The 26199-nt window shown below is 71.2% G+C and carries 24 protein-coding genes; 19 read left to right on the top strand and 5 right to left on the bottom strand.

Annotated features, from left to right (window positions below; all coding sequences use genetic code 11):
• Positions 1–57: 57 nt before the first annotated feature.
• Entirely contained in the window at positions 58–918 is an 861-nt protein-coding gene (locus tag ACFY1L_RS17950; protein ID WP_388824436.1) for a hypothetical protein, read from the bottom strand.
• A gap of 194 nt (positions 919–1112) precedes the next feature.
• On the opposite strand from ACFY1L_RS17950, the gene ACFY1L_RS17945 reads away from it, so the two are divergent.
• The 5 genes from ACFY1L_RS17945 to ACFY1L_RS17925 all read left to right on the top strand — a co-directional run bounded on the left by ACFY1L_RS17945 (position 1113) and on the right by ACFY1L_RS17925 (position 6979).
• Positions 1113–2312 (top strand): argininosuccinate synthase, encoded by a 1200-nt coding sequence (locus ACFY1L_RS17945; RefSeq protein WP_388824433.1) that lies wholly within the window; start codon positions 1113–1115, stop codon positions 2310–2312.
• Positions 2313–2337: 25 nt separating this feature from the next.
• Positions 2338–3768, top strand: a complete 1431-nt coding sequence (gene argH / locus ACFY1L_RS17940) for an argininosuccinate lyase (protein ID WP_388824430.1) — start codon at positions 2338–2340, stop codon at positions 3766–3768.
• Positions 3769–3852: 84 nt separating this feature from the next.
• The gene (locus ACFY1L_RS17935) at positions 3853–4824 is read left to right on the top strand and encodes an aldo/keto reductase (protein WP_388824427.1); all 972 of its coding nucleotides are present in this window, start codon (positions 3853–3855) and stop codon (positions 4822–4824) included.
• Positions 4825–4907: 83 nt separating this feature from the next.
• Positions 4908–5459, top strand: a complete 552-nt coding sequence (locus tag ACFY1L_RS17930) for a TetR/AcrR family transcriptional regulator (protein WP_388824424.1) — start codon at positions 4908–4910, stop codon at positions 5457–5459.
• On the top strand, positions 5456–6979 hold the full coding sequence (locus tag ACFY1L_RS17925; protein ID WP_388824421.1) for an MFS transporter: 1524 nt from the start codon (positions 5456–5458) through the stop codon (positions 6977–6979). The genes ACFY1L_RS17930 and ACFY1L_RS17925 overlap by 4 nt, the downstream gene beginning before the upstream one ends.
• 81 nt (positions 6980–7060) lie before the next feature.
• Here the strand turns inward: ACFY1L_RS17925 and ACFY1L_RS17920 are convergent, their stop codons facing one another.
• Positions 7061–7735, bottom strand: a complete 675-nt coding sequence (locus ACFY1L_RS17920; protein ID WP_361259634.1) for a lysophospholipid acyltransferase family protein — start codon at positions 7733–7735, stop codon at positions 7061–7063.
• 346 nt (positions 7736–8081) lie between these two features.
• Here ACFY1L_RS17920 and ACFY1L_RS17915 point away from each other — a divergent pair, with 346 nt between their 5' ends.
• From ACFY1L_RS17915 to ACFY1L_RS17905, 3 genes are all read left to right on the top strand, one after another.
• On the top strand, positions 8082–9245 hold the full coding sequence (locus tag ACFY1L_RS17915) for a glycerophosphodiester phosphodiesterase (protein WP_388824418.1): 1164 nt from the start codon (positions 8082–8084) through the stop codon (positions 9243–9245).
• Positions 9246–9319: 74 nt separating this feature from the next.
• Positions 9320–9826, top strand: coding sequence for a sigma-70 family RNA polymerase sigma factor (locus ACFY1L_RS17910; RefSeq protein WP_388824415.1), 507 nt, complete (start codon positions 9320–9322; stop codon positions 9824–9826).
• 46 nt (positions 9827–9872) lie between these two features.
• Positions 9873–10370, top strand: a complete 498-nt coding sequence (locus ACFY1L_RS17905; RefSeq protein WP_388824413.1) for a GNAT family N-acetyltransferase — start codon at positions 9873–9875, stop codon at positions 10368–10370.
• Here ACFY1L_RS17905 and ACFY1L_RS17900 read toward each other — a convergent pair.
• Together ACFY1L_RS17900 and ACFY1L_RS17895 are read right to left on the bottom strand one after the other, a co-directional pair.
• The gene (locus ACFY1L_RS17900; protein WP_388824409.1) at positions 10360–10812 is read right to left on the bottom strand and encodes a hypothetical protein; all 453 of its coding nucleotides are present in this window, start codon (positions 10810–10812) and stop codon (positions 10360–10362) included. The genes ACFY1L_RS17905 and ACFY1L_RS17900 overlap by 11 nt on opposite strands.
• On the bottom strand, positions 10793–11152 hold the full coding sequence (locus ACFY1L_RS17895) for a hypothetical protein (RefSeq protein ID WP_388824406.1): 360 nt from the start codon (positions 11150–11152) through the stop codon (positions 10793–10795). Before ACFY1L_RS17895 ends, ACFY1L_RS17900 begins: the two co-directional genes overlap by 20 nt.
• A 69-nt stretch (positions 11153–11221) precedes the next feature.
• Between ACFY1L_RS17895 and ACFY1L_RS17890 the strand changes: the two genes are divergently transcribed.
• The 10 genes from ACFY1L_RS17890 (at position 11222) to ACFY1L_RS17845 (ending at position 24187) form a co-directional block, all read left to right on the top strand.
• Positions 11222–11872: an HAD-IA family hydrolase gene (locus ACFY1L_RS17890; protein WP_388824403.1), complete on the top strand. Its 651-nt coding sequence runs from the start codon at positions 11222–11224 to the stop codon at positions 11870–11872.
• Between the two features lie 321 nt (positions 11873–12193).
• Positions 12194–13228, top strand: coding sequence for a methionine ABC transporter ATP-binding protein (locus ACFY1L_RS17885; RefSeq protein WP_388824400.1), 1035 nt, complete (start codon positions 12194–12196; stop codon positions 13226–13228).
• Entirely contained in the window at positions 13225–13962 is a 738-nt protein-coding gene (locus ACFY1L_RS17880) for a methionine ABC transporter permease (RefSeq protein WP_388824397.1), read from the top strand. Before ACFY1L_RS17885 ends, ACFY1L_RS17880 begins: the two co-directional genes overlap by 4 nt.
• 67 nt (positions 13963–14029) lie before the next feature.
• Positions 14030–14866 (top strand): MetQ/NlpA family ABC transporter substrate-binding protein, encoded by an 837-nt coding sequence (locus ACFY1L_RS17875; RefSeq protein ID WP_388824394.1) that lies wholly within the window; start codon positions 14030–14032, stop codon positions 14864–14866.
• A gap of 141 nt (positions 14867–15007) precedes the next feature.
• Complete coding sequence (locus tag ACFY1L_RS17870; protein ID WP_388824392.1) at positions 15008–15646, top strand: GNAT family N-acetyltransferase; 639 nt, start codon at positions 15008–15010, stop codon at positions 15644–15646.
• Positions 15647–15730: 84 nt separating this feature from the next.
• Entirely contained in the window at positions 15731–16942 is a 1212-nt protein-coding gene (cbiE, locus tag ACFY1L_RS17865) for a precorrin-6y C5,15-methyltransferase (decarboxylating) subunit CbiE (protein WP_388824389.1), read from the top strand.
• 390 nt (positions 16943–17332) lie between these two features.
• Entirely contained in the window at positions 17333–21535 is a 4203-nt protein-coding gene (cobT, locus tag ACFY1L_RS17860; protein WP_388824386.1) for a nicotinate-nucleotide--dimethylbenzimidazole phosphoribosyltransferase, read from the top strand.
• Between the two features lie 139 nt (positions 21536–21674).
• Positions 21675–22907, top strand: a complete 1233-nt coding sequence (cobA, locus tag ACFY1L_RS17855) for a uroporphyrinogen-III C-methyltransferase (protein ID WP_388824384.1) — start codon at positions 21675–21677, stop codon at positions 22905–22907.
• 64 nt (positions 22908–22971) lie between these two features.
• The gene (locus ACFY1L_RS17850; RefSeq protein ID WP_388824381.1) at positions 22972–23790 is read left to right on the top strand and encodes a TrmH family RNA methyltransferase; all 819 of its coding nucleotides are present in this window, start codon (positions 22972–22974) and stop codon (positions 23788–23790) included.
• A 4-nt stretch (positions 23791–23794) separates the two neighbouring features.
• The gene (locus ACFY1L_RS17845) at positions 23795–24187 is read left to right on the top strand and encodes an NUDIX domain-containing protein (protein WP_388824378.1); all 393 of its coding nucleotides are present in this window, start codon (positions 23795–23797) and stop codon (positions 24185–24187) included.
• 19 nt (positions 24188–24206) lie between these two features.
• Here ACFY1L_RS17845 and ACFY1L_RS17840 read toward each other — a convergent pair whose 3' ends face one another.
• The gene (locus ACFY1L_RS17840; protein WP_388824375.1) at positions 24207–25628 is read right to left on the bottom strand and encodes a protein kinase; all 1422 of its coding nucleotides are present in this window, start codon (positions 25626–25628) and stop codon (positions 24207–24209) included.
• Positions 25629–25824: 196 nt separating this feature from the next.
• On the opposite strand from ACFY1L_RS17840, the gene ACFY1L_RS17835 reads away from it, so the two are divergent.
• The gene (locus ACFY1L_RS17835) at positions 25825–26100 is read left to right on the top strand and encodes a hypothetical protein (RefSeq protein WP_388824372.1); all 276 of its coding nucleotides are present in this window, start codon (positions 25825–25827) and stop codon (positions 26098–26100) included.
• Positions 26101–26199: the final 99 nt, after the last annotated feature.

Below are 26199 nucleotides of genomic sequence, written 5' to 3'. Positions count from 1 at the left end.
TCCGGCCGTGGCCGCCCCGGCCGGCGCTGCATCGGGGCGGCCACAGCGCCTGTCACGTCACTTGGTGAGCGTGCAGGCGGCCAGGGAATCCAGGCCGGTCGGCTTGGTCGAGGTACGGCCGATCGCGATGGCGATGCGGTCGACGGTTGACTTCCGCTTGTCCGCCAGCGGGCCGAGGATCGCGTTGTTCACGAAGTTCGGGCCGCCCTGACCGACCGTCGACTGCAGCCGCTTGTTCGCCTCGTCGATCTGGGTCTGCAGGAGCGTCAGGTTGCGGGTGACCTCGGCCTGGGCGGAGGCCGGGATCGCGGGGAGCTTCGAGGCGACGTCCGGGCAGGTGATCGTGCCGACCGCGGAGGCGTCGCTGCCGGCCGCCGTGGAGGCGGACGCGCTGGGCGTGGCGGAGCTCGCGGCACCGGAGCCGCCGTTGCCCGCGTTGCCTGTACCGGTGCTGCCCGAGTTGGTGCCTCCCGCGTTCAGCGTGCACGGCGCCAGCGAGTCCAGCCCGGTCGGCTTCGCCGCCGTACGGCCGATCGCGGTGGCGATGCGGTTGATCGTTGCGACGCGCTTGTCCTTGAGGGGGCCCAGGATGGCGTTGTTCACGAAGTTCGGCCCGCCCTGGCCCACCGTGTCGACCAGGCGCTTGTTGGCCTCGTCGATCTGGGTCTGCAGGAGGGTCAGGTTGCGGGTGACCTCGGCCTGGGCGGAGGCCGGGATCGCGGGGAGCTTCGGGGCGACGTCCGGGCAGGTGATGGTGCCGGGGGACGCGGCCAGGGTCCGCGCGTTGTTGCCGCTGCTCTTGGACGGCGTCCCGGCGAGGGCGGTACCGGCGATGATCGCCCCGGACAGCGCCACCGCGGCAGCGCCGCCGATGATCACGACGCGACGCTTGTTGTACTTCGGAAGAGCCCTGGACATGCGGATGCCTCACTCGGGTCTGGGGTGACAGGTGTGTCACTGCTGTGTGGCTGGTGTGTACAAACGCGGCGCCTGCGTTCGGCGTGAGGTACGGGAAAGCGGTTGCGGGTGTTCAAGCGCCCCCGAGATTGACGAATCATGCAGAGCCTTGCATACTCATGCATGTCAGTGAATGCAGTGCTGAGGAGAATCCCGTGACCGAGCGCGTCGTACTCGCCTACTCAGGCGGTCTGGACACCTCCGTCGCCATCGGCTGGATCGCCGAGGAGACGGGCGCCGAGGTCATCGCCGTCGCGGTGGACGTCGGCCAGGGCGGCGAGGACCTGGACGTCATCCGCAAGCGCGCCCTCGCCTGCGGCGCGGTCGAGGCCGAAGTCGCCGACGCCAAGGACGAGTTCGCCGAGGAGTACTGCCTCCCGGCGATCAAGGCCAACGCCCTCTACATGGACCGCTACCCGCTGGTCTCCGCGCTCTCCCGCCCGACGATCGTCAAGCACCTGGTCGCCGCCGCGCAGAAGCACGGCGCCACCACCGTCGCCCACGGCTGCACCGGCAAGGGCAACGACCAGGTCCGCTTCGAGGCCGGCATCGTCGCCCTCGCCCCCGGTCTGAAGTGCATCGCCCCGGTCCGCGACTACGCGATGACCCGCGACAAGGCGATCGCCTTCTGCGAGGCCAAGCAGCTCCCGATCGCGACCACCAAGAAGTCCCCGTACTCCATCGACCAGAACGTCTTCGGACGCGCGGTCGAGACGGGCTTCCTGGAGGACATCTGGAACGCACCGATCGAGGACATCTACGAGTACACGCAGAACCCGGCCCTCGCCCGCGAGGCCGACGAGGTGATCATCACCTTCGAGCGGGGCGTCCCGGTCGCGATCGACGGCAGGCCCGTCACCGTCCTGCAGGCGATCCAGCAGCTCAACGAGCGCGCCGGCGCCCAGGGCATCGGCCGGATCGACATGGTCGAGGACCGCCTCGTCGGCATCAAGTCCCGCGAGGTGTACGAGGCCCCGGGCGCGATCGCCCTCATCACGGCCCACCAGGAGCTGGAGAACGTCACCGTCGAGCGCGAACTCGCCCGCTACAAGCGGCAGGTGGAGCAGCGCTGGGGCGAACTCGTCTACGACGGCCAGTGGTTCTCCCCGCTCAAGCGCGCCCTGGACGGCTTCATCGACGAGGCGAACCAGCACGTCAACGGCGACATCCGGATGACCCTGCACGGCGGCCGCGCGGTCGTGACGGGCCGCCGCTCCGACACGTCGCTCTACGACTTCAACCTCGCGACGTACGACACTGGTGACACCTTCGACCAGGCCGCGGCCAAGGGCTTCATCGACATCTACAGTCTGTCGTCGAAGATGGCCGCCCAGCGCGACCTGGCCCAACACTGACCCACCCTCCCTAGGAGCAACGCAAGTGAGCAGCAACAGCGGTGACGTCCGGCTCTGGGGCGCCCGGTTCGCCGACGGCCCCTCCGAGGCCCTGGCGAAGCTGTCCGCGTCCGTCCACTTCGACTGGCGGCTGGCGCCGTACGACATCGCCGGCTCGCGTGCACACGCGCGCGTGCTGAACAAGGCGGGCCTGCTCACGGACGACGAACTGGCCCGGATGATCGCGGGCCTCGACCAGCTCGAGGCGGACGTGGCGTCGGGCGAGTTCGTCGGCACGATCGCCGACGAGGACGTCCACACCGCCCTGGAGCGCGGCCTCCTGGAGCGCCTCGGCCCGGACCTCGGCGGCAAACTCCGCGCCGGCCGCTCCCGCAACGACCAGGTCGCCACCCTCTTCCGCATGTGCCTGCGCGACCACGCCCGCACCATCGGCGGCCTGATCGCCGACCTCCAGGACGCCCTGATCGGCCTGGCCGAGGCCCACCCGAACGTGGCGATGCCCGGCCGCACCCATCTCCAGCACGCCCAGCCGGTCCTGTTCGCCCACCACGTCCTCGCACATGTGCAGTCCCTCTCCCGGGACGCGGAGCGCCTGCGCCAGTGGGACGAGCGGACGGCGGTCTCGCCGTACGGCTCGGGCGCCCTCGCGGGCTCCTCCCTCGGCCTGGACCCGGAGGCGGTGGCGAAGGATCTCGGCTTCGAGCACGGCAGCGTCGGCAACTCCATCGACGGCACGGCGTCCCGTGACTTCGTGGCGGAGTTCGTCTTCATCACGGCGATGATCGGGGTCGACATCTCCCGGATCGCCGAGGAGATCATCATCTGGAACACGAAGGAGTTCTCCTTCGTGACTCTGCACGACGCGTTCTCCACCGGCTCGTCGATCATGCCGCAGAAGAAGAACCCGGACATCGCGGAGCTGGCGCGCGGCAAGTCCGGCCGTCTGATCGGCAACCTGACCGGCCTGATGGCCACGCTCAAGGCCCTCCCGCTCGCGTACAACCGCGACCTCCAGGAGGACAAGGAGCCGGTCTTCGACTCCATCGACCAGCTGGAGCTCCTGCTCCCGGCCTTCACCGGCATGATGGCGACGCTCACCGTGCACCGCGAGCGCATGGAGGAACTGGCCCCGGCCGGCTTCTCCCTCGCCACCGACATCGCCGAGTGGCTGGTCAAGCAGGGCGTCCCGTTCCGCGTCGCCCATGAGGTCGCCGGCGAGTGCGTGAAGGTCGCCGAGGCCGAGGGCAAGGAACTGGACGAGCTGACGGACGAGCAGTTCGCCAAGATCTCCGCCCACTTGACCCCCGAGGTCCGCGCGGTCCTGAACGTCCCGGGCGCCCTGGCCGCCCGCAACGGCCGGGGCGGCACTGCCCCGAGCGCGGTGGCGATCCAGCTGGCAGAGGTGAAGCAGGACGTGGCGGCCCAGCACGAGTGGGCGACGGCCAGGAAGAAGTAGTGCCCTGACGGAGCTCTGAGGCGAAGGTCATCACGGGTTACGTTGGTCAGGAGCCGTACCGGACCCGACCGAACGGAGCCCGCGATGCCCTTCGCCCGCCTGGCATCAGCAACAACCCCCACCTGCCACATCGGACTGGGCCTCGCCGCAGTCGGCCGCCCCGGCTACATCAACCTCGGCCGTGAAGAGGACCTCCCGGAGGCCCGCACCGTCGACGCGCTGCGCACCCGGACCCACGAACTCCTCGACGCCGCCTACGCCCAGGGCATCCGCTACTTCGACGCGGCCCGCTCCTACGGCCGCAGCGAGGAGTTCCTCGCCGACTGGCTGAACACCCGCCCCGACCTCGACGACATCGTCGTAGGCAGCAAATGGGGCTACACCTACACCGCCGGCTGGACGGCGGACGCCGAGACGCACGAGGTCAAGGACCACAGCGTCCAGACGTACGAACGCCAGCGCGCCGAGACCGCCGACCTGCTCGGCGACCACCTAGACCTCTACCAGATCCACTCGGTGACCCCGGACAGCCCGGCCCTCACCGACAAGGAACTCCACGCCAGGCTGGCGGAGGCCGCCGCCCAGGGCACCACCATCGGCTTCTCCACCAGCGGCCCGGCGCAGGCGGAAGCGATCCGCGCCGCCCTCGCCGTGACGGTCGACGGCGAACCCCTCTTCCGTACCGTCCAGTCGACGTACAACGCCCTGGAGACCTCGGCCGCCCCCGCCCTCGCCGAGGCCCACGACGCCGGCCTCACGGTGATCGTCAAGGAGGCCATGGCCAACGGCCGTCTCGCGGCCCCGCACGCCCCGGAAGCCCTGAAGGCCGTGGCCGCCGAGACGTCCCTCGGCTGCGACGCCGTAGCCCTGGCCCTGATCCTGCGCCAACCCTGGGCAGGCGTCGTCCTCTCCGGCGCCGCGACGATCAACCAGCTGGCGTCCAACCTGCACGCGGCGGTCGTGGACCTGGACGAGGACCAGCTGACCCGCCTGGCCGCACTCGTCGAGGACCCGCAGGCGTACTGGGAGACGCGCGCCCGCTTGCCCTGGCACTGAGGCAACCGGCACGACCCATCCGCCCATGAGACGCGCATGCCCATGATGAGACACTGACGTCTCACTTGGGCTATGGTTGTCTCATGGCTGTCGATCGTGACCACATGCTGCGCGCCGCCGCAGCACTGCTGACCCGCAGATCCACCGCGACGATGGACGAGGTCGCCAAGGCGGCCGGAATCAGCCGGGCCACACTGCACCGCCACTTCGCGGGCCGCGACGCGCTGGTACGGGCGCTGGAGTCGCTCGGCATCGCCGAGTGCGAGGCGGCGCTGGACGCGTCGCGCCTGGACGAGGGCCCCGCCGGCGACGCCGTGCGACGGCTCGTCCGCGAGATCGAACCCGCCGCCGGCCTGCTCGCCTTCCTCTACACCGAGAACCAGCTGTTCGAGGGCGAGGAACAGAACGTCGGCTGGTCCCGGATCGACGACCGCATCACCGCCCTGTTCCGGCGCGGTCAGCAGAGCGGCGAGTTCCGCATCGACCTCACGCCCGCCTGGCTCACCGAGGCGCTGTTCGGACTGCTGGCCTCCGGCGCCTGGATGGTGCAGAGCGGCAAGGGCGCCCCCAAGGACTTCACCCACATGACCGCCGAGCTGCTGCTCGGCGGCGCACTACGGAGAGAGGAAGCATGACCAGCACCCTGCAGCCGGCCACCACGACCGAGGCGGTGAAGCGCCCCGGCCGCTGGCTCGCGCTGTCCGTCCTCGTGCTCGCCGTGCTGCTGGTGGCCGTCGACGCGACCGTCCTCGGTCTCGCGACCCCCTACATCAGCGAGGACCTGAAGCCCTCCGGCACGCAACTCCTGTGGATCGGCGACGTCTACTCCTTCGTCATCGCCGGACTGCTCGTCTCGATGGGCAGCCTCGGCGACCGCATAGGCCGCAAGCGCATCCTCCTGGTCGGCGCCACGGCGTTCGGAGCGATATCGGTCCTCAACGCCTACGCCACGACACCGGAGTTGATGATCCTGGCCCGCGCCCTGCTCGGCGTCGCGGGCGCGACCCTCATGCCGGCCACCCTCGCCCTGATCCGCAATCTCTTCCACGACCCGCGCGAACGCAGCCTCGCGGTGGGCATCTGGGGCGCGACGGCCTCCGCGGGCACGGCGATCGGCCCGATCGCCGGCGGTTTCCTCCTCGAGCACTTCTGGTGGGGCTCGGTCTTCCTGATCAACCTGCCGGTGATGGCGGTCCTGGTCCTGGTCGGCATCCGCACGCTGCCCGAGTCCCGCAACCCGAACCCGGGTCCGTGGGACCTGACCAGCGTCGTCCTGTCGCTGGTCGGTGTGATCGGCGTCGTCTACGCGGTCAAGGAGGCCGCGACGCACGGCTTCGAGTGGCCGGTGCTCGCCGCAGGCGCACTGGGCGCCACAGCCCTGGCCTGGTTCGTCCGCCGCCAACTCACGCTGCCCACCCCCCTGTTGGACATGCGCCTGTTCCGCAACCGCGGCTTCAGCGCCGCGGTCCTGGCCGACCTGCTGACCATCCTCGGCCTGTCCGGGCTGGTGTTCTTCCTCTCCCAGTATCTGCAACTCGTGCAGGGCAGGCGCCCGTTCGAGGCGGGTCTGGCCGAACTGCCCGCAGCGGTGGGCGCGGTGGCGGCGGGTCTCGTCGCCGGGCGCGTGGCACGCCGCTTCTCGGTCCGCGCGGTGGTCGCGGGCGGCCTGGCGGCGGTGGGCCTCGCCCTGGCCGCCCTGACCCTGATCGACCGGTCAACGGGCTACCCGCTCCTCGGCACCGCGCTCCTGGTCGTCGGAGTCGGCGCCGGCTTCTCCTTCACGGTGACGGCCGACGTCATCCTCTCCTCCGTACCGAAGGAACAGGCGGGCGCAGCCTCAGCCGTATCGGAGACGGCATACGAACTGGGTGCGGCGCTCGGAATCGCCATCCTGGGCACGATCGTGACGGGCGTCTACCGAGGCTTCACCGCTCCGGCGGGCACTCCGGCAGGGGCGCACGAGTCACTGGGCGGCGCGGTGGAGGCGGCGGCCGGTATGCCGACGGATGCGGGTCAGGAACTCCTCGCCTCGGCCCGAGACGCCTTCGTCAACGGCCTCTCGATCGCGTCGGCGGTCGGTGCAATCGTCCTGCTGACAACGGCGCTGGCAGCATGGTTCATGCTCCGCGACCAACGGTTGGACAGCAGGCAGTGAGGGGCGCGGGGCCGTGTCGATGTGCGGCTCCGCCGCGTGGGCGCGAGCAACCCCCACTGATCCGCGCCCGACAACGAACCCTTACGCAGCTTCCTTGGCCTTGGTCGCATACATGTCCACGTACTCCTGGCCGGACAGCCGCATGACCTCCGCCATCACGGAGTCCGTCACCGCCCGCAGCACATACCGATCCCGGTCCATCCCGTCGTAACGGGAGAACTCCATCGCCTCACCGAACCGAACAGTGACCCGCCCGGGCCGGGGCATACCCGCCCCGCCCGGCTGCAGTTTGTCCGTGCCGATCATCGCGAAGGGAACGACCGGCGCCCCCGTCATCAGGGTCAGCCGCGCGATCCCGGTACGCCCCCGGTACAGCCGCCCGTCGGGCGACCGCGTGCCCTCTGGGTAGATCCCGAAGACCTTCCCCTCCTCCAGCACGCGCCGCCCGGTCATCAGCGCGGCGACCCCGCCCCGGCCGCCGTCGCGGTCGACCGGGATCATGCCCACGCCGGTGAAGAACCAGGCCATCAGGCGGCCCTTGAGGCTCTTGCCGGTGACGTACTCGTCCTTGCCGATGAAGAACACCTGCCGGTCGCACACGAGCGGCAGGATCATCGAGTCGATGAAGGTCAGGTGGTTGCCGGCCAGGATGACCGGACCGTCGCCCGGGATGTGCTCCGCGCCTTCCACCCGTGGGCGGAACATCAGGCGCATGATCGGTCCGAGCACTGCCTTGATGAGCGCGAAGCGGGACAACGGGCCCTCCGATGTCAAGGGTTTCGGTATGAGTCTGTGCAGGTGAGGACGATACTCCCGGTCTCCCGGGTCTTGCACATCGGGTTCACCGAGGTCTTACGCACTGTTGACGTGGGTTCACCTGGGGTGACGCCCCGTTGCCTGCCGGTAACCGGGACGGAACGATGTGACCGAGGTCGCGCCGCCGAACGGGGGAGCCGCAGCGCTCCGCCACGGTTCGTCAGAACTGCTTTCCCATACGACATCCCGAGTCACCCACGTGTTCCGGCCGAGGTCTCCCACCCGTCATGTCCACGCACCTACGATCGGCCCGCATCCGAAGGAGTCGACGTCAGGGGAGGCGCTCATGGGAACGCAGGAGAACGAGCAGACAGGCGGCACCGGGCGACGCGCGCTCCTCGGTGCGGCGGTGCTGGGCGCGGGCGGAGCCGTCCTCGGCCTGTCCGGTACGGCGAGAGCCGCGGGTGCCGGGCACGGGGGCGGCGGCCTGAAGAGCCTGCCCAAGCCGACGATCATCGGCCACCGCGGCGCCAGCGGCTACCGGCCGGAGCACACCTTCGGCTCGTACAACCTCGCCCTCGACCTGGGCGCCGACATCGTCGAGGCCGGCGACCTGGTGCCCACCAAGGACGGTCATCTGGTCTGCCGGCACGAGCCGGAGATCGGCGGGACGACGAACGTGGCCGACCACCCGGAGTTCGCCGACCGCAAGACCACCAAGGTCCTCGACGGCGTCTCCACCACCGGCTGGTTCACCGAGGACTTCACGCTCGCCGAGCTGAAGACGCTGCGCGCGATCGAGCGCATCCCGGCCAACCGCCCGCACAACACGATCTACAACGGCCGCTGGGAGATCCCCACCTTCGAGGAAGTCCTGAGGTGGCAGGACGAGCAGACCCGCAAGCGCGGTAAGCAGGTCTGGATCTACCCCGAGACCAAGCACCCCACCTACTTCCGCAAGCTGGGCCTCGGCCTGGAGGAGCGGGTCGCCAAGCTGCTGCACAAGTACGGCAAGGACAAGCGGGACTCGCCGGTCATCCTGCAGTCCTTCGAGCCGAGCAGCATCCAGCGCCTGAACACCCTGGTCGACAACCCCCTCGTCGTGCTGCTGTCCGCGGCCAGCACCCGCCCCTGGGACTTCGTCGAGGCGGGCGACCCGCGCACCGTCGCCGACCTGATCACCCCGAAGGGCCTGAGGGAGATCGCCGGTTACGCGCAGGGTCTCGGCCCGACCCTCGACCTGATCATCACGAAGAAGGCGGACGGCAGCCTCGACAAGACGACCACCCTCGTCGCCGACGCACACAAGGTCGGCCTGATCCTGCACCCGTACACCATGCGCAACGAGAACCCCTTCCTGCCGGCGGACTTCCGCAAGGGCACCGACGCGGACGGCTACGGCGACCCCTTCGGCGCCTTCAGGACCTACTTCGCGACCGGCATCGACGGTGTCTTCACCGACAATGCCGACACCGGCGTCCTGGCCCGCCAGGACTTCGTCAACGGCTGAGCCACCGGCCCCGGTTGGGGTGACAGTCGGCCGCCCGGGCAACCTCGTGCCCGGGCGGCCGCGTCGTGCCGCATATGACGCACGACCTCGTCGCCGCCCTGCGCCCACTGCTCACCGCCGAGGCCTCCGCGGAGGCGCATGCCTCCGGTACCGAGCCCGGCGACCTGGAACAGGCGGTCTGGCTCCGCCTCCTGGAACGCCTCGACTCCGACGGCCCGCCGCCCGACCCGCAGGACTGGCTGCGCCGAGCCGTCCGCTCCGAGGTGCGCCGCACCCGCCGTACGACCCGTCTCGAACGGCCGTACGGCATCGAACCCGTCGAGGACGTGGACAGCGACCCCGAACTCCTCGCTCTCGCGGCGGCCCGGCGCCGGGCGCTGCGCGACGCGGTCCGCCGGCTGCCCGGCCGCTGCCCCAGCCTCATGGAGGCCCTGCTCTCCCCGAAAGACCTGACATACCGGGAAATCGCGGGGGAGTTGGGTATCTCACAGGGAAGTCTCGGCCCGGAACGTTCCAGATGCCTGGGATGTCTGCGTCGTTTGCTCGCGCCGGAGGTTGCGGCCCGCGAACCGCGGGGATAGGAGTGAGGGACAACTTGGCGATCAGGTGAGCGGGAGGCGTGCGCACATGGGCATGAGCGTGACCATCTCGGTGGCGACCGAGCAGGATGCAGAGCAGATCTTCAAGCTCCAGTACCTGTGCTTCCAGAGCGAGGCGGCGCTGTACGGCAACTACCGCATCGACCCGCTCGTCCAGACCCTGGACTCGGTCCGTCAGGAGGTGGCCGCGGACTGCGTCTTCGTGGCTCGGCTCGGCGAAGAAGTGGTCGGCTCGGTGCGCGGCCGGGTCACCGAGGACGGCTCGGCCGCCATCGGCAAACTCTGCGTCCACCCCCGCCTCCAGGGCCACGGCATCGGCGCCCGGCTCCTGCGCGCGGCCGAATCGGCCCTCGCCGAGCAGCGCGGCGCCACGCGGTTCCGTCTCGAGGCCGGCCACCGCAGCGAGGGCAACCTCCGCCTGTACCGCCGGGTCGGCTACCAGGCCGTGGGTACGGCGCAGGGCGACGACGGGGTACCGATGATCGTCCTGGAGAAGCCGGCCGGCGCGTACGTGGCTACTGCGTGACGGTGCGGTTCCTGCGGAGCCAGTAGAGCGCGGACAGCGGCAGCAGTACGGGGATGAAGACGTACCCCATGCCGTAGTCCGACCACACCGTGGCGTCCGGGAAGGCGGAGGGCTCGACCAGGGTCCAGGTGCCGACGATCAGGACACCCGCGAGTTCGGCGGCGCAGCAGACCTGTGCCGCCTTGCGGGCCGTCTCGCCGCCGCGGACCAGTGTGTACGTGATGAAGCCGTACACCACGCCCGCGATCGCGGACAGGGAGTAGGCCAGCGGTGCGCGGTCGAACTCCGTGGCGATCTGGTAGACGGAGCGCGAGACCGCACCGACGACCATCACGCCGTAGAACCAGACGAGCAGCATGCCCGGCCCGCTGATCAGCCGCGTCCTCGCGGGCTTCGCCGGCTTCTCCTCCGCCACGGCCACCTCAGCCTCCCCAGATGTCATAGAGCCGCACCTCGAGCACGGCCAGCACCACACCGCCGGCGGCGACCGTCACCGAGCCCCACCGGGTGCGCTCGGCCAGCGACATGAACCCCGCCGCCGGGATGCACGCGAAGGCGCCCAGCAGATACGCCACGAAGATCGTCGTGCCCTGGTCCGGCTTCTCGCCCCGCGCCAGCTGCACGATCCCGATCACCAGCTGCACCACGGCCAGCAGCGACACCACGCCCATACCGATGAAGTGCCAGTCCTTGGTCGGCTGATCGCGATAGGCGGCCCACCCGCACCAGGCGGCGAGCAGGAGCGCTGCGACACCGGTCGCCAGCGTCAGGGCATTGAGCATGCCGCGACCTTATTACGGGCCAAAGGACCCGATGCCGCCGCCCCCGCTGTACGCCGTAGGGTCTAGACCATGATGTTCCAGGCACAGGCTCTTCTGTTCGACAACGACGGCACCCTCGTCTCCTCCCTCGACTCCGTGCAGCGCTGCTGGACGCGGTGGGCGCAGGAGTACGGCCTCACCGCCGAGGACTTCGGCCGGGTCGAACTGCACGGGCGGCCGGCCGTGGAGATAGCCGCCGACCTGCTGCCCGCCGAGGTCGTGCCGGAGGCGGTCGCGCGGATCGAGCAGCTGGAGGTGGAGGACGTGCCCAACGGGGGCGTACACCTGCTGCCCGGCACCAAGGACTTCCTCGACGCGCTGCCCGCCGACCGCTGGGCCGTCGTCACCTCGGCCACCCGGCGGCTGGCCGAGGCCCGGCTCGACGCCGTCGGCATCCTGCCCAAGACCCTGATCGCCGCCGACGACATCACCCGCGGCAAGCCCGACCCCGAGCCCTATCTCCTCGCCGCCCGGCAGCTGGGCGTGGACCCGGCCCGGTGCATCGTCTTCGAGGACGCGCCCGCAGGTCTCGCGGCCGGGCGCGCCGCCGGCATGACCACCGTGGCATTGACCACAACCCACCATGCTCACGAGCTCGACGCGGACCTGGTCGTCAAGGACCTCTCGGCCCTGTCCGCACTGGTCACCGACGGGGGAGTGGAGATCTCCGTCCGCGGCTGAAAACTGTCCACCGCTGTCCGGCATGCGGACAGCGGTTCTTGGTCACTTCAATACGTCTGATTTACTGATCGCATGACCACGACGAGCTGCCGCACTTCTGCGACCGAGGCGACCCTGACGCCCGGTGCTCGTTGTCTGTGTCGAATGCGCGCCTTCTAGAGGGCCCCTGCACCACCCTTGAGCCTCGCGCCCCGAAGCGAGCTGCCGCGGCATGTCCGTACGCCATGAACGCCGTACGTGACCGAGCCGCCCGCGCATGACTTTCCCTTTCGTACCAGGGCACACCCACGCCCGCGTACTCGACAGTGACGGAACACCCCTGTGATCACGACATCAGGCCTGACCAAGGTCTACCGCTCGCGCGGCCGTGAGGTCACCGCCCTGGACGGTGTCGACCTGCACGTCCGCGAAGGCGAGGTGTACGGCGTCATCGGCCAGTCCGGCGCCGGCAAGTCCTCGCTCATCCGCTGCGTCAACCTGCTGGAGCGCCCGACGTCCGGGACGGTCACCGTCGCCGGGCAGGACCTCACGGCCCTCGCCGGGCGCGGGCCCCGTGCCGGCAAGGAGCTGCGGCGGGCGCGCAGCCGTATCGGCATGGTCTTCCAGCACTTCAACCTGCTGTCCTCGCGGACCGTCCAGGACAACGTCGAGCTGCCGCTCGAGATCCTCGGCAAGTCCGGCAAGGAGCGCTCGCGGAAGGCGCTGGAGCTGCTGGACCTCGTCGGGCTCGCCGACAAGGCCAGGGCCTACCCCGCCCAGCTCTCCGGCGGCCAGAAGCAGCGCGTCGGCATCGCCCGCGCCCTGGCCGGCGACCCCAAGGTCCTCCTGTCCGACGAGGCCACCAGCGCCCTCGACCCGGAGACCACCCGCTCGATCCTCCAGCTGCTGCGCGACCTGAACCGGCAGCTGGGCCTGACCGTCCTGCTCATCACGCACGAGATGGACGTCGTCAAGTCGATCTGCGACTCCGCCGCGCTCATGGAGCAGGGCCGCATCGTCGAGTCCGGCACGGTGAGCGAGCTGCTCGCGACCCCCGGCTCCGAGCTGGCCGCCGCGCTCTTCCCCGTGGGCGGCGAGGCCACCGACGCCGACCGCACCGTCGTCGACGTCACCTTCCAGGGCGAGGCCGCCACCCAGCCCGTCATCTCCCAGCTCTCGCGCACCTACAACATCGACATCTCGATCCTCGGCGCCGCCATCGACACCGTCGGCGGCCTCCAGGTCGGCCGTATGCGCATCGAACTGCCCGGCCGCTACGAGGACAACGTCGTGCCGATCGGCTTCCTGCGCGAACAGGGCCTGCAGATCGATGTCGTGGGCCAGGAGCCCGTTCTGCTTGTGGAGGGTGTCAAGTGAGCTGGTCGGAGATGTCGCCGCTGCTGTCCCAGGCGTGTTGGGACACCCTCTACATGGTCGGCTGGTCCACGCTCATCGCCGTCGTCGGCGGACTTCCGCTCGGCGTCCTCCTCGTCCTGACGGACCGGGGCGGACTGCTGCAGAACATCGTCGCCAACAAGGTCATCGGGCAGATCGTGAACATCGCACGGTCGATGCCGTTCATCATCCTGATGTTGGCGCTGACGACCTTCACGCGCTGGGTCACCGGGACGACCATCGGCCGCGAGGCCGCAATCGTGCCGATCGCCATCGGGGCGATCCCCTTCTTCGCACGCCTCGTCGAGACGGCTGTCCGCGAAGTGGACGGCGGACTGGTCGAGGCCGTGCAGTCGATGGGCGGCAGCACCTGGACCATCGTCCGCAAGGTCCTCGTACCCGAGTCGCTGCCCTCGCTGATCTCCAGCACCACCACCACGATCGTCGCGCTCATCGGCTACTCCGCCATGGCCGGCACGGTCGGCGCCGGAGGCCTCGGCGACATCGCCATCCGCTACGGCTACCAGCGCTTCGAGACCGAGCTCATGTGGATCACCGTGGCGATCCTCGCGGTCGTCATCTCGGTCATCCAGTTCGCCGGCGACTTCGCGGCCCGCTCCCTGCACAGCCGCGGCGGCCGCTCCGGCCCGGCGCCGAAGCTGCGCCTGCTGAAGGCCGAGGAGCCGGCTCCCGCCGACGTCAACCAGGCCGCGTAAGCACCCCCTCAGACTCCCCGCACCACCAACCGCGGGGTCGCTGCACCCATAAGGAAAGGCACTTTTCGTGCGTAACACCGCAAAGCTCACCACCGCCGTCCTCGCCGCCGGAGCCCTCACCTTCGGGCTCACCGCGTGCGGTTCGGGCACGGACTCGGCCTCGACCTCCTCCGACTACAGCGGACCGCTGGTCGTCGCCGCGAGCCCGACCCCGCACGCCGAGATCCTGAACTTCGTCAAGAAGAACCTGGCGAAGAAGGCCGGACTCGACCTGGAGGTCAAGGAGTTCCAGGACTACATCGTCCCGAACACCGCGACCGAGGACGGCTCGGTGGACGCCAACTACTTCCAGAACCAGCCGTACCTGGACGACTTCAACAAGAAGCGGGGCACCCACATCGTGCCCGTCGTCACGGTCCACCTGGAGCCGCTCGGCCTCTACTCCCACAAGGTCAAGAAGGCCGACGCGCTCAAGAGCGGTGCGACGATCGCCGTCCCGAACGACGCCGTGAACGAGGCGCGCGCCCTGAAGCTGCTCGCCGCCAACGGCCTCATCACGCTCAAGGACGGCGCGGGCAACGAGGCGACCCCGCAGGACATCGCCAAGAACCCGAAGAACCTCAAGTTCAAGGAGGTCGAGGCGGCCCAGACCGCACGCTCCCTGGAGGACGTGGACGCCGCGGTCGTCAACGGCAACTACGCCATCTCCGCGGGGATCAAGCCCGCCGAAGAGGCCCTCGTCCTGGAGTCGGCGAAGAACAACCCGTACGGCAACTTCCTCGCCGTGAAGAAGGGCAACGAGAAGGACCCGCGGGTGAAGAAGCTCGCGAAGCTCCTCACCTCGCCCGAGGTGAAGAAGTTCATCGAGGACAAGTACCAGGGCTCGGTCGTCGCGTCCTTCTGACGGTGCGTATACCGCGTATCGCCACGCACGGGGTCCACTCGCTCACCAGGAGTGGACCCCGTGGTGCCGTTCATTGCTTTCATGCTGCATGCTGGGCAGTTCGCAGGCCCTGAAGGTTTTCCGAAGGTTACGGAGCGGCGCATGACTAGCACCTTCCCCAACATCTCCATCAGCACGGAGCGGTTGGTGCTGCGTCCCCTCGACGAGGACGATGTGCGGGAACTGGCCGCGATGATGAACGACGAGCAGGTCGGCGCCTGGACCGACGTGCCCCAGCCCTACTCGGAGGACCAGGCCCGCAGCTGGATCACCGAGTACGCGCCCGCCGAGCGGGAGTCGGGCCGTGGACTCGACCTCGCCGTCACCGAGTTCCTCACCCAGCGCCTGGTCGGCATCGTCCAGCTCGCCAAGACCAACTGGCACGTCCGCTCCACCGAGTTGTCGTACATCATCGCCCCCTGGGCCCGCGGCGAGGGCTACGCCTCCGAGGCGGCGCTCGCCACCGCCCAATGGCTGTTCGGCGACCAGAAGTTGGAGCGCATCGAGCTGCGCACGGCGGCCGACAACACCGCCTCCCAGCAGGTCGCCCAGAAGATCGGCTGCATCAGCGAGGGCGTGCTGCGGGGCGCCTGCATAGCGCACGTCCGCGCCGACGACGGGACCTGGGCCGACGTACGCACCGACTACATCGTCTGGAGCCTGCTGCCCGAGGACCTCGACGGCGCGGGCGATCAGCTGGCCGACACCGGTGGTTTCACGACCTTCACCGACTGGAACTGAACCCGGGGGCTCGAGGGCCCGCACCTGCCACCAGGTACCCTCACGGAGCCCGACCTGCGCAAGACCCCCTGGAGACTGACGACGATGGCCGACCGCGTCACGGTGATCGGCTGGGACGGCTCGCCCCTGACCGCCGCGGCCCGCTCCGCCCTGAGCGCCGCCACGCTGGTGGCCGGCGCCGCCCACCACCTGGCGCTGCCCGAGGTGCCGCCCACCGCCGAGCGCATCCGCCTCGGCAGCGTCGCCCTCGCCGCCCGCCGCATCGCCGGCCACCGTGGCACCGCGGTCGTGCTCGCCGACGGCGACCCCGGGTTCTTCGGAGTCGTACGGACCCTGCGCGCACCGGAGTTCGGCCTCGAGGTCGAGGTCGTCCCCGCCGTCTCCTCCGTCGCCGCCGCCTTCGCCCGCGCCGGGATGCCCTGGGACGACGCACAGGTGGTCGTCGCACACCGCCGCACCCTGCGACGCGCGGTGAATGTGTGCCGCGCCCACACCAAGGTCGCCGTCCTCACCTCGCCGGGCGCCGGACCCGCCGAACTCGGCCTGCTCCTCGATGGCGTCCACCGCACCTTCGTCATCTGCGAGGAACTCGGCACCGAACGCGAACAGGTCACCGTCGTCACCTCCGACAAGGCCCCCGACCACACCTGGCGCGACCCGAACATCGTCATCGTCATCGGCGGCACCAGCACCGCGGCCGACGGCAGCGGGTGGATCGCCGGCCGCGACCCGGGCGCCGCACCGCGCGGCTGGACCCAGCCCGCCGAGTCCTACGGCGGCCTCATGGGCGAAGGGGAACTGGAACCGCTCCGGGCGGCCCAACTCACCCGGCTCGGCCCGCGCGTCGGCGACCTCGTGTGGGACATCGGCTGCGGCAGTGGCGCCTTCGCCACGGAAGCCGCCCGGGCCGGGGCCGCCGTCATCGCCGTCGACCGGGACCCACGGGCCTGCGAACGCACCGGGTCCAACGCCCGTGCGTTCGGGGTCCAGCTGCAGATCGTCCAGGGCACCGCTCCGCACGTCCTGGAGAACCTCCCCGAGCCGGACGTCGTGCGCGTCGGCGGCGGGGGAGCGGCCGTGGTCTCGGCGGTCGCCGACCGCCGCCCGCAGCGCATCGTCACGCACGCCGCGACCCGCGACGCCGCCGAACTCATCGGCCGCGACCTGACCGAGCACGGCTACGAGGTCGAGTGCGCCCTGCTCCAGTCCGTCGAACTCGACACGCGGGCCTGGACGGAGAGGGAGCGGAGCGTCGCGTTCCTGCTCAGCGGCACGCTCCCGGAGCGCGCAACGTGACCCGGGCGCCGTCCCAGTGATCCTGTTTTCTGCCGTCCCGGTGATCCTGTAGTCGTATCGCTCGCGGTAGGCTGGCCGACCGTTGCACCGCACCGGGTGGCCCGGCACTTCGTTCGTCAATGTCCGGAAAACACGCCCCTTTTGGGGTGGGTGTGGTACGGCAGAACCGGAGGACGCGCAACGTGGCGCAGTCCACAGCGGGCCGTTGCGGATCAACCTGTCGCGGCGGTGGGACGACCGGGACAATGCCACTGAATGGCTTTGTCGCCTTTTCCGGGCGGGTCGTTCGTGCCGCTGGGCGCGCACGCTCGTTCTTCACTGCGGGGCGGTCGGTGCGCCGTCCCCGGTGAGCTGGACCGAGAAGCACTAACCGATGGGCGAGGGGTACGCATGACCGACACCGGCCAGGTCCCGGGCGAGGGACTGCCGGAGAACGCAGGCATGGTGGAGCAGCCGGGCGCCCCCGCGCACGGTGCGTACACCTACCTCTCCGAGACCACCGCCGAGGACGAAGACCTGTTGCTGCTGCCGGGCGCGCAGAGCCCCTGGGGCAACGAGGTGGCCCCGCCCGCGCCCGAGCCGGTCGTCGAGGCCGTCCACGAGCCGGGCCCGCACGAGACGGCGGGCCGCGACAGCGGCTCGGTCGACCTCGGCGGGGTCCGCCTGCCCAACCCGACGCAGGCTCCCGTGCCGCCGCGTCGCCCGCTGCACCTCGGCCCGCCGATCCCCGACGCGTCCGCGAGCCCGGTCCGTTCGCTGGCCGACCGCGGCCCCGCGGGCGCACCGGTGCGCCCGTCCGGCCCGGCGACGGCCGCCGGCCCCGAGTACCTCGACGCCCCGCACCTCCGCGAGATGTCCCCGCAGGGCGCGGTCCCCTGGGGCGCGCAGGCGCAGGCTCCGGTGAGCCACGGGGTGACGGCTGCGGAAACGGTTGTTCCGACCCCGGCCCCGAACGCCGAACCGGTGGGCGCGGCCCAGGCCGTCATGGCCCGCATCGCGACGGAGACGGAGGCACCGACGCAGACGCCGAACGGTGACTTCGCCCACGGTGTTCAGACCCCTGAGTCCGCATACGGCGCGCAGGCGGCGTACGGCCCGCAGAGCGGGCAGGTTCCGGTGGGGGTGTCTGCCGTAGAGGGCGGGCACGGTGCACCGGCCGGGTCCGTCGAGGGCGGGTTCGCTGCGGAGGGCGGCCAGGTCGCCCCGGGCGGTTTCGCCGGGGAGGGCGGACACATCGCTCCCGGCGGAACGGCCGTGGACACTGGCCATGCTGCTGTCGGCGGTTCGGCCGGGGACGGCGGACACGTTGCTCCGGCGGGGGCGCCTGCGGACGGCGGGCATGTTCCTCACGCCGGATCTGCCGCGGACGGCGACCAGGGCCTTGGCCCTGTAAGTGCCGCGGAAGCGGGGCCGGTTGACGACGCCGCGTCCGTGCCGATGTCCGGCGCAGGGTTCGCACCGGAGGGCGGGCGGGCCGATGCAGTTGCGGCCGGGCACGAGCCCGAGGCAGCTCCCGAGGCCGGAACCGTGCCGGAAGCCCCTCAGGTTCCCGTGACCCCGCAGGCTCCGGAGGCGGTGATGGAGGCCGAGGCGGCGCAGGTCGCGGAGGCTGCCGTGCCCGAGCAGCTCATGGAGGCTGTCGTCATCGAGGGTGCGCGGGTCGCCGAGGCTCCTGTGCCGGTGAGCGAGCAGATCGTTGAGAGCGTCGCGCCCGGGAGCGAGCAGGTCGCCGAGGGCATTGCGCCCGAGAACGGCCGGCTTCCCGAGGCCGTGGCGCCCGAGTTCGTGAACACACCCGAAACGGCCGCGCCCGATGCCGGGCAGCTGCCCGAGGCGGTCGTGCCCGAGCCCGCGCCGGTTGCCGAAGCGGTGGCTTCGGACGCCGTCGCCCAGGTCGCAGACCTCGATGCAGCCCAGGCTGTCGCCCCCGAGCCCGCCCAGGCTGTCACCGTCGAGCCCGTCCGGATTGCCGAGGCCGAGCCCGTCCAGGTTGCCGAGCAGGCCGTACCCACGCCCGCACCCGAGGCCGTCGAAGGCGACCCCGTCCCGGCGGTTGCGGACGCAACCTCCACCCCGCTTCCCGCGGACGCCTCCCCGGCGCCGGCCGTGGACCTCACCGTCGCACCGGCCCCCACCCTCCAGCCCACGGACGCCGAGCCGACTCCCCAGGACGAGCTCGCGCCTCTCGACCTGGTCGCGCAGTCCACCCCGGACGCACAGCCGTCCCCCGACGCGCACCCGCTCGCCGTGGCCGCCGACGCCCCGATCGCCGAGGACGTCACCGCGCAGCCCCTGCCCGCAGCAGCCGAGGTGGCCCCGGGTCCGACTGCTCTCGCCGCTGACCCGGCCACCGCCCTCACCGCGTATCCGACAGAGCCGCCCGTCGTGGTTGCCCCCGCCGAGCCCGCGCCCGAGACCGCCGTACCCCCCTCCGAGCCTCACCCCGAACTCCCCGCGGAAGCCGTCGAGGCCCCCGACCTCGGCCCGGCCGCCCCGCAGGACCCCACCCCCCAGCCGTTCGCGGCCGACCCCGCCGAGCAGCCCCGGTTCGCAGAGGCCGGCGAGCTCCCGCACACGGACCCGGTGCTTCCCGCCCAGCACCCCCAGGACGAAGCTCCCTTGGGCGAGTTCGTCCCCGTCGAGGGCTCCGTGCCGACCACCCCGCACCTCGCCCCGACCCCGCCGCACGCGTTCAGGGTGCCCGCGGAGGAAGCGCAGGCGCCGCAGCCGGTCCCGGTGGTCCCCGGCCCCCGTCAGGCCGACACCGAACTCGTACAGCACGCGGAGGACCTGGACACCCGGGCCGCCGACCAGGAAGAAGAGAGCACGGCCGCAGTGGAAGAAGTACGACAGTCCACCGGTCCGGCCGCGCCCGCCTACGACGAGGCCGAGCGCGAGGCCGTCATGAAGGTCATGCGCGAGCGCCGCGACATCCGCAACGGCTTCCGCAGCGACCCGATCCCGCACGAGGTGCTGCTCCGTGTCCTGGAGGCCGCGCACACCGCTCCCTCCGTCGGCCACTCGCAGCCGTGGGACTTCGTCGTCATCCGCTCCGCCGACACCCGGCGCAGCATGCACGAACTGGCCATGCGGCAGCGGGACGCGTACGCCAAGTCCCTTCCCAAGGGCCGGGCCAAGCAGTTCAAGGAACTGAAGATCGAGGCCATCCTCGACACCCCGGTGAACATCGTCGTCACCGCCGACCCGACCCGTGGCGGCCGCCACACCCTGGGCCGCCACACGCAGCCGCAGATGGCGCCGTACTCCGCCGCGCTCGCCGTCGAGAACCTCTGGCTCGCCGCCCGCGCCGAGGGCCTCGGTGTCGGCTGGGTCAGCTTCTTCGACGAGCGCGAGATGGTCCGCGCGCTGGGGCTGCCCGAGCACCTCGAAGTGATCGCCTACCTGTGCGTGGGTTACGTCGACGAGTTCCCGGACGAGCCCGAGCTGATGCAGGCCGGCTGGTCCAAGCGCCGCCCGCTGTCGTGGGTCGTGCACGAGGAGACGTACGGCCGTCGTGCGCTGCCCGGCGAGGAGCCGCACGACCTGCTCGCCGAGACCGTCGCCCAGATCCGCCCGCTGGACGCCAAGGCGCTCGGCGAGGCCTGGGAGCGGCAGAAGCGGATGACCAAGCCGGCCGGTGCGCTCGGCATGCTGGAGATCATCTCCGCGCAGCTGTCCGGGCTTTCGCGCCAGTGCCCGCCGCCGATCCCGGAGCCCGCGGCCGTCGCGATCTTCGCCGGTGACCACGGCGTGCACGCCCAGGGCGTCACACCCTGGCCGCAGGAGGTGACGGCCCAGATGGTCGCCAACTTCCTCGGCGGCGGCGCGGTCTGCAACGCCTTCGCCGGACAGGTGGGCGCCGAGGTCTGCGTGGTGGACGTCGGCGTGGCGTCCGACCTCCCGGCCACGCCCGGCCTCCTGCCCCGCAAGGTCCGCGCCGGCACGTCCGACATGACCACCGGCCCCGCGATGACCCGCGAGGAGGCCAAGCAGGCCATCGAGGTCGGCATCGAGACGGCCCGTGACCTGGTCGCGGCCGGCAACAAGGCGCTTCTCACCGGCGAGATGGGCATCGCGAACACCACCGCGTCCGCCGCCCTGATCTCGGTCTTCACGGACACCGACCCCGCCGAGGTCACCGGCCGCGGCACCGGCATCAATGACGAGACCCTGGCCCGCAAGACCGAGGTCGTCCGCCGCGCCATCGAGCTCCATCAGCCGGACCCGGCCGACCCCATCGGCGTACTCGCCGCGATCGGCGGCTTCGAACACGCGGCGATGGTGGGCCTCCTGCTGGGCGGCGCCTCCCTCCGCACCCCGGTGATCCTGGACGGCGTCAGCGCCGGTGCCGCCGCCCTGGTCGCCCGCGCCATCGCCCCCGAGGTCCTCGCGGCCTGCATCGCGGGCCACCGCAGCGCCGAGCCCGGCCATGTGGCCGCCCTCAACAAGCTGGGCCTGCGCCCCCTGGTCGACCTCGACCTCCGCCTCGGCGAGGGCACGGGCGCCCTCCTCGCTCTGCCGCTGGTGCAGAGCACGGCCCGGGCCATGCACGAGGTGGCGACCTTCGACTCGGCGGGCGTCACCGAGAAGTGACTCCGCAGCGGGGTGGGGTACGCGCTCCTGCGTGCGCCCCACCCCGGCCGTACGCTGAACCCATCTTTGAAATCCGCACGTCAGGGCTGCTCCAGCGCCGTAGCACCCATCGCATTGCCAGGACGAGGAGCCGCACCTCATGGCCGAAAGCCCCGCCTACCCCGTAGGCCTCCGCCTCACCGGCCGCAAAGTGGTCGTCCTCGGCGGTGGCCAGGTGGCCCAGCGCCGCCTCCCGGCGCTGATCGCAGCAGGCGCGGACGTCCTCCTCGTATCGCCCGGGGCGACCCCCTCCGTCGAAGCCATGGCGGACGCGGGCGAGATCACCTGGCAGAAGCGTTCGTATGCCGAAGGGGATCTCTCGGACGCCTGGTACGCCCTGATCGCCACCAGCGATCCCGAGGCCAACGCCGCTGCATCGACCGAGGCAGAGGCGCACCGCGTCTGGTGCGTCCGCTCCGACGACGCCGATGCCGCCACGGCCTGGACCCCGGCGACCGGCCACAGCGAGGGCGTCACGGTCGCCGTCCTCACCACCGAGGCCCGCGGCCGCGACCCCCGCCACACCGCCGCCATCCGCGACGCGGTCGTCGAGGGCCTGCGCGACGGCACCCTCGTCGCCCCCCACCACCGCACCCGCACCGCCGGCGTCGCCCTCGTCGGCGGTGGCCCGGGCGACCCGGACCTCATCACGGTCCGAGGCCGCCGTCTGCTCGCCGAGGCCGACGTCGTCATCGCCGACCGCCTTGGCCCGCGCGACCTCCTCGCCGAACTCCCGCCGCACGTCGAGGTGATCGACGCGGCGAAGATCCCGTACGGCCGCTTCATGGCCCAGGAGGCCATCAACAACGCCCTGATCGAGCACGCCAAGCAGGGCAAGTCGGTCGTACGACTCAAGGGCGGCGACCCCTATGTCTTCGGTCGCGGCATGGAGGAACTGCACGCCCTCGCCGAGGCCGGCATCCCCTGCACCGTCGTCCCCGGCATCTCCAGCTCGATCTCGGTCCCGGGCGCGGCCGGCATCCCCGTCACCCATCGCGGTGTCGCCCACGAGTTCACGGTGGTCAGCGGTCATGTCGCCCCCGACGACGAGCGCTCCCTGGTCGACTGGCCGTCCCTGGCCCGGCTCACCGGCACCCTCGTGATCCTCATGGGCGTCGACAAGATCGGAAAGATCGCCGAGACGCTCGTCGCGCACGGCAAGCCCGCCGACACCCCCGTCGCCCTCGTCCAGGAGGGCACCACGGCCGCCCAGCGCCGCGTCGACGCGACCCTGGCGACGGTCGGCGAGACGGTCCGATCGCAGGAGGTCAAGCCGCCGGCGGTCATTGTCATCGGCGAGGTCGTCAACGTAGGCCCGCAGGCATCCGCGTAACCGCGGGTAACCCAACTCGTTCCCAGCCGTTGGCACCACACCCAGGACAAGGCAGTATCACCCTGTGGCCGATCTCATCACCGTTGAGGATCCCGACGACCCGCGCCTGCGCGACTACACGGGCCTGACCGACGTCGAACTGCGCCGCAAGCGCGAACCGGCCGAGGGTCTGTTCATCGCCGAGGGCGAGAAGGTCATCCGTAGAGCCAAGGACACCGGGTACGAGATGCGCTCGATGCTGCTGTCCGCCAAGTGGGTCGACGTCATGCGCGACGTCATCGACGAGCTCCCGGCCCCCGTCTACGCGGTCAGCCCGGAGCTCGCCGAACAGGTCACCGGCTACCACGTGCACCGCGGCGCGCTCGCCTCCATGCAGCGCAAGCCGCTGCCGACGGCGGCCGAACTCCTGCAGACCGCCCACAGGGTCGTCGTCATGGAGTCGGTCAACGACCACACCAACATCGGCGCGATCTTCCGCTCGGCGGCGGCCCTGGGCATGGACGCGGTCCTGCTCTCGCCCGACTGCGCCGACCCGCTCTACCGCCGCAGCGTCAAGGTCTCCATGGGCGCGGTCTTCTCCGTCCCCTACGCCCGCCTCGACACCTGGCCCAAGGGCCTGGAGTCGGTCCGCGAGGCCGGCTTCACGCTCCTCGCGCTCACCCCCGACGAGAAGGCCAGGTCCCTGGACGAGGCCGCCCCGCACAAGATGGACCGCGTGGCCCTGATGCTCGGCGCCGAGGGCGACGGCCTGTCCACCCAGGCCCTGGTCGCCGCCGACGAATGGGTCCGCATCCCCATGTCCCACGGCGTCGACTCGCTCAACGTGGGCGCGGCCGCGGCGGTCGCCTTCTACGCGGTGGCCACGGGCCGCCCGCAGGTGTAGCGCCTTGTCGCAGCGGGAGGCGATCGTCGCGGTCCTGCGCCGTGGGGACCGGGTGCTGGCGATCCGCCGCGGCCCGGCCGTGGCCCGCCCCGGCTACTGGCAGCCCCTCAGCGGCAAGGTCGAACCGGGGGAGACCCAGCAGGAGGCCCTGATCCGCGAGGTCCACGAGGAGGTGGGCCTCACAGTCACCGCGGACGCCAAGGTCTGGGAGTCGGACACCGACGACGGCCAGTTCCGCCTCCACTGGTGGACAGCGGACGCGACCGCCGGCGAGGTGATCCCCGACCCGGGGGAGGTCGCCGACACCCGCTGGGTCACTCCGGAGGAATTCCTCGTGCTCACCCCGATCTTCGAAGGCGACCGAGAGTTCTTCGAACGAATCCTGCCGAACCTCTGACGCCGCTGACGGCGGCTCCCTACCGCTCGGACGTGACGGGCGGGTCCACCGCCGTACGCCCCGACCGCTCGTCCACCTGCACCTGAGACGACTGCTTCCGTACGACGTCGCGGTCGTCGCCGAGTCCCCGCGATGGCCCCTGGCAGCCCTGGGCCGCGGCGATGCCGAGCGCCACGAGCAGCGTCACGACGACGAACACGAACAGCCGCTGGCGCAGCAGCCGCGGATTGGCCGGCCGCCGTCCGGTCCCCGTGGGCCGGGGGCCGGGACGCCCGGCACCGCTGCGCGGAGCGGGCCGACCGGCATTGCCCGAGCGGCCCGCGTTGCGAGGGGCCGGCGTGGGCCGGGCCCCGGAGCGCGAGGACGAGGCCCCGGCGTTCCGTGACGGCGGGATCGCACCGCCCCGCGCCGCACCGCCGCCTCGCGAAGGCACCGGGCCCCGAGGCGAAGCGGGACCGCGCGACGAGGTACCCCGCGGCGGCGGGGGCCCCTGCGGCCGCCGCTGCTCACGCAGCTCCTGGCGCTGCGGCTCCGGGTAGGTGTCGGCGAGCCGTCCGGTGGGCCGGTCCGCCTCCGCGGTGCGGGGCGCGGGCGGACGTACATCCGCCAGACCCTGCGTCTCGCGGGCGGCGATCTCCTTGAGGCGCAGCGACAGTTGGAGCGTGCTGGGCCGCTCCTCGGGGTCCTTCGCGAGGCACGCGCGCACCAGCGGAGCCAGGGCGTCCGGAACGCCGTGCAGCTGCGCCTCCTCGTGCACCACGCGGTAGAGCATCACCTCGGAACTGCCGTGCCCGAAGGGTGAGTCCCCCATCGAGGCGTACGCCAGGGTCGCCCCGAGCGAGAACACGTCCGTGGCCGGCGTGACGGCGGCGCCGCGCACCTGCTCCGGCGCGAGGAAGCCGGGCGAACCGACGGCGGTCCCGACATGCGTAAGGGTGGACGCCCCGGTCGCCCAGGCGATACCGAAGTCGATGATCCGCGGCCCCTTCGGGGACAGCAGGATGTTGGACGGCTTGAGATCCCGGTGCACGACACCGGCCTCGTGCACCGCGACGAGCCCCTCCGACAGGGCCGCTCCCACGGCCGCGACGTCGGCCGCGCTCAGCGCCCCCTCGTCGGCGACCTTGTCGTGCAGCGAGGGCCCGGGCACGTACTGGGTGGCGAACCACGGCCGGTCCGCCTCCAGGTCGGCGGCGACGAGCCGAGCCGTACACCCACCCCTGATCCGCCGTGCGGCGGAGACCTCACGCGCGAACCGCGACCGGAACTCCTGGTCCTCCGCCAGATCCGGCCGGATGACCTTGAGGGCGACCCGCTGCCCCTTCTTGTCGGAGCCCAGGTACACAACGCCCATTCCACCCGCGCCGAGCCGTCTGTGAAGCCTGAACGAGCCGACGACGCGCGGGTCCTCGCGCCTCAGGCGCATCATCGCCATGTTCATCCCCGCTGCCCGGTCCGTGTGACGTGGCACAGCTTACGTTTCCACGGCCGCCCGCGCGCAGAGGCCGCGCCCTCTCGCCCAGATCGATTGTCAGTGCCGGGTGGGAGACTTGAGGGGTGGTCAGGGAGCGCGCGAACAGCCGGACTTCACCACATCCGCGTTCCCAACCACCCATCACAGAAGGGGGATTGAACCCGTGAAGGGTGATCGCGTGGAGATAGTCGTGGACGCGGGGGACACGACCCGCACGTACGAGGTGGTGGCGAGCAGAGCGGGACGCAGGGTGGAGACGGCGGTACGCCGAGGTGTCGTGGAAGTGAGCGAAGTCACCCGCAGCGGCTCCGTGGTCCGCACGGCCCGCTTCATGGCGACCCGGGTCCTGGCCCTGGTCGAGCAGCCGGTACCGAGGGAGGACAGCTCGGAAAAGCCGGTACACAGCGGGCGCCCCCTCGGGGAAGACCCTGAGACCTAGGTCTTCGTCTCCACCCAGGGGAGTACTCCCAGGCCGGTGGCTCATCCTCCGGGAGGCCCGGCAATCGGTACGAGGGCATGACGTGCGCAGAGCGTCCGA

Source organism: Streptomyces sp. NPDC001663 (assembly GCF_042893105.1).
Lineage (GTDB): Bacteria > Actinomycetota > Actinomycetes > Streptomycetales > Streptomycetaceae > Streptomyces.
The sequence above is the reverse complement of the archived record's forward strand: the minus strand, read 5'-3'. Positions and strand labels throughout refer to the sequence as shown.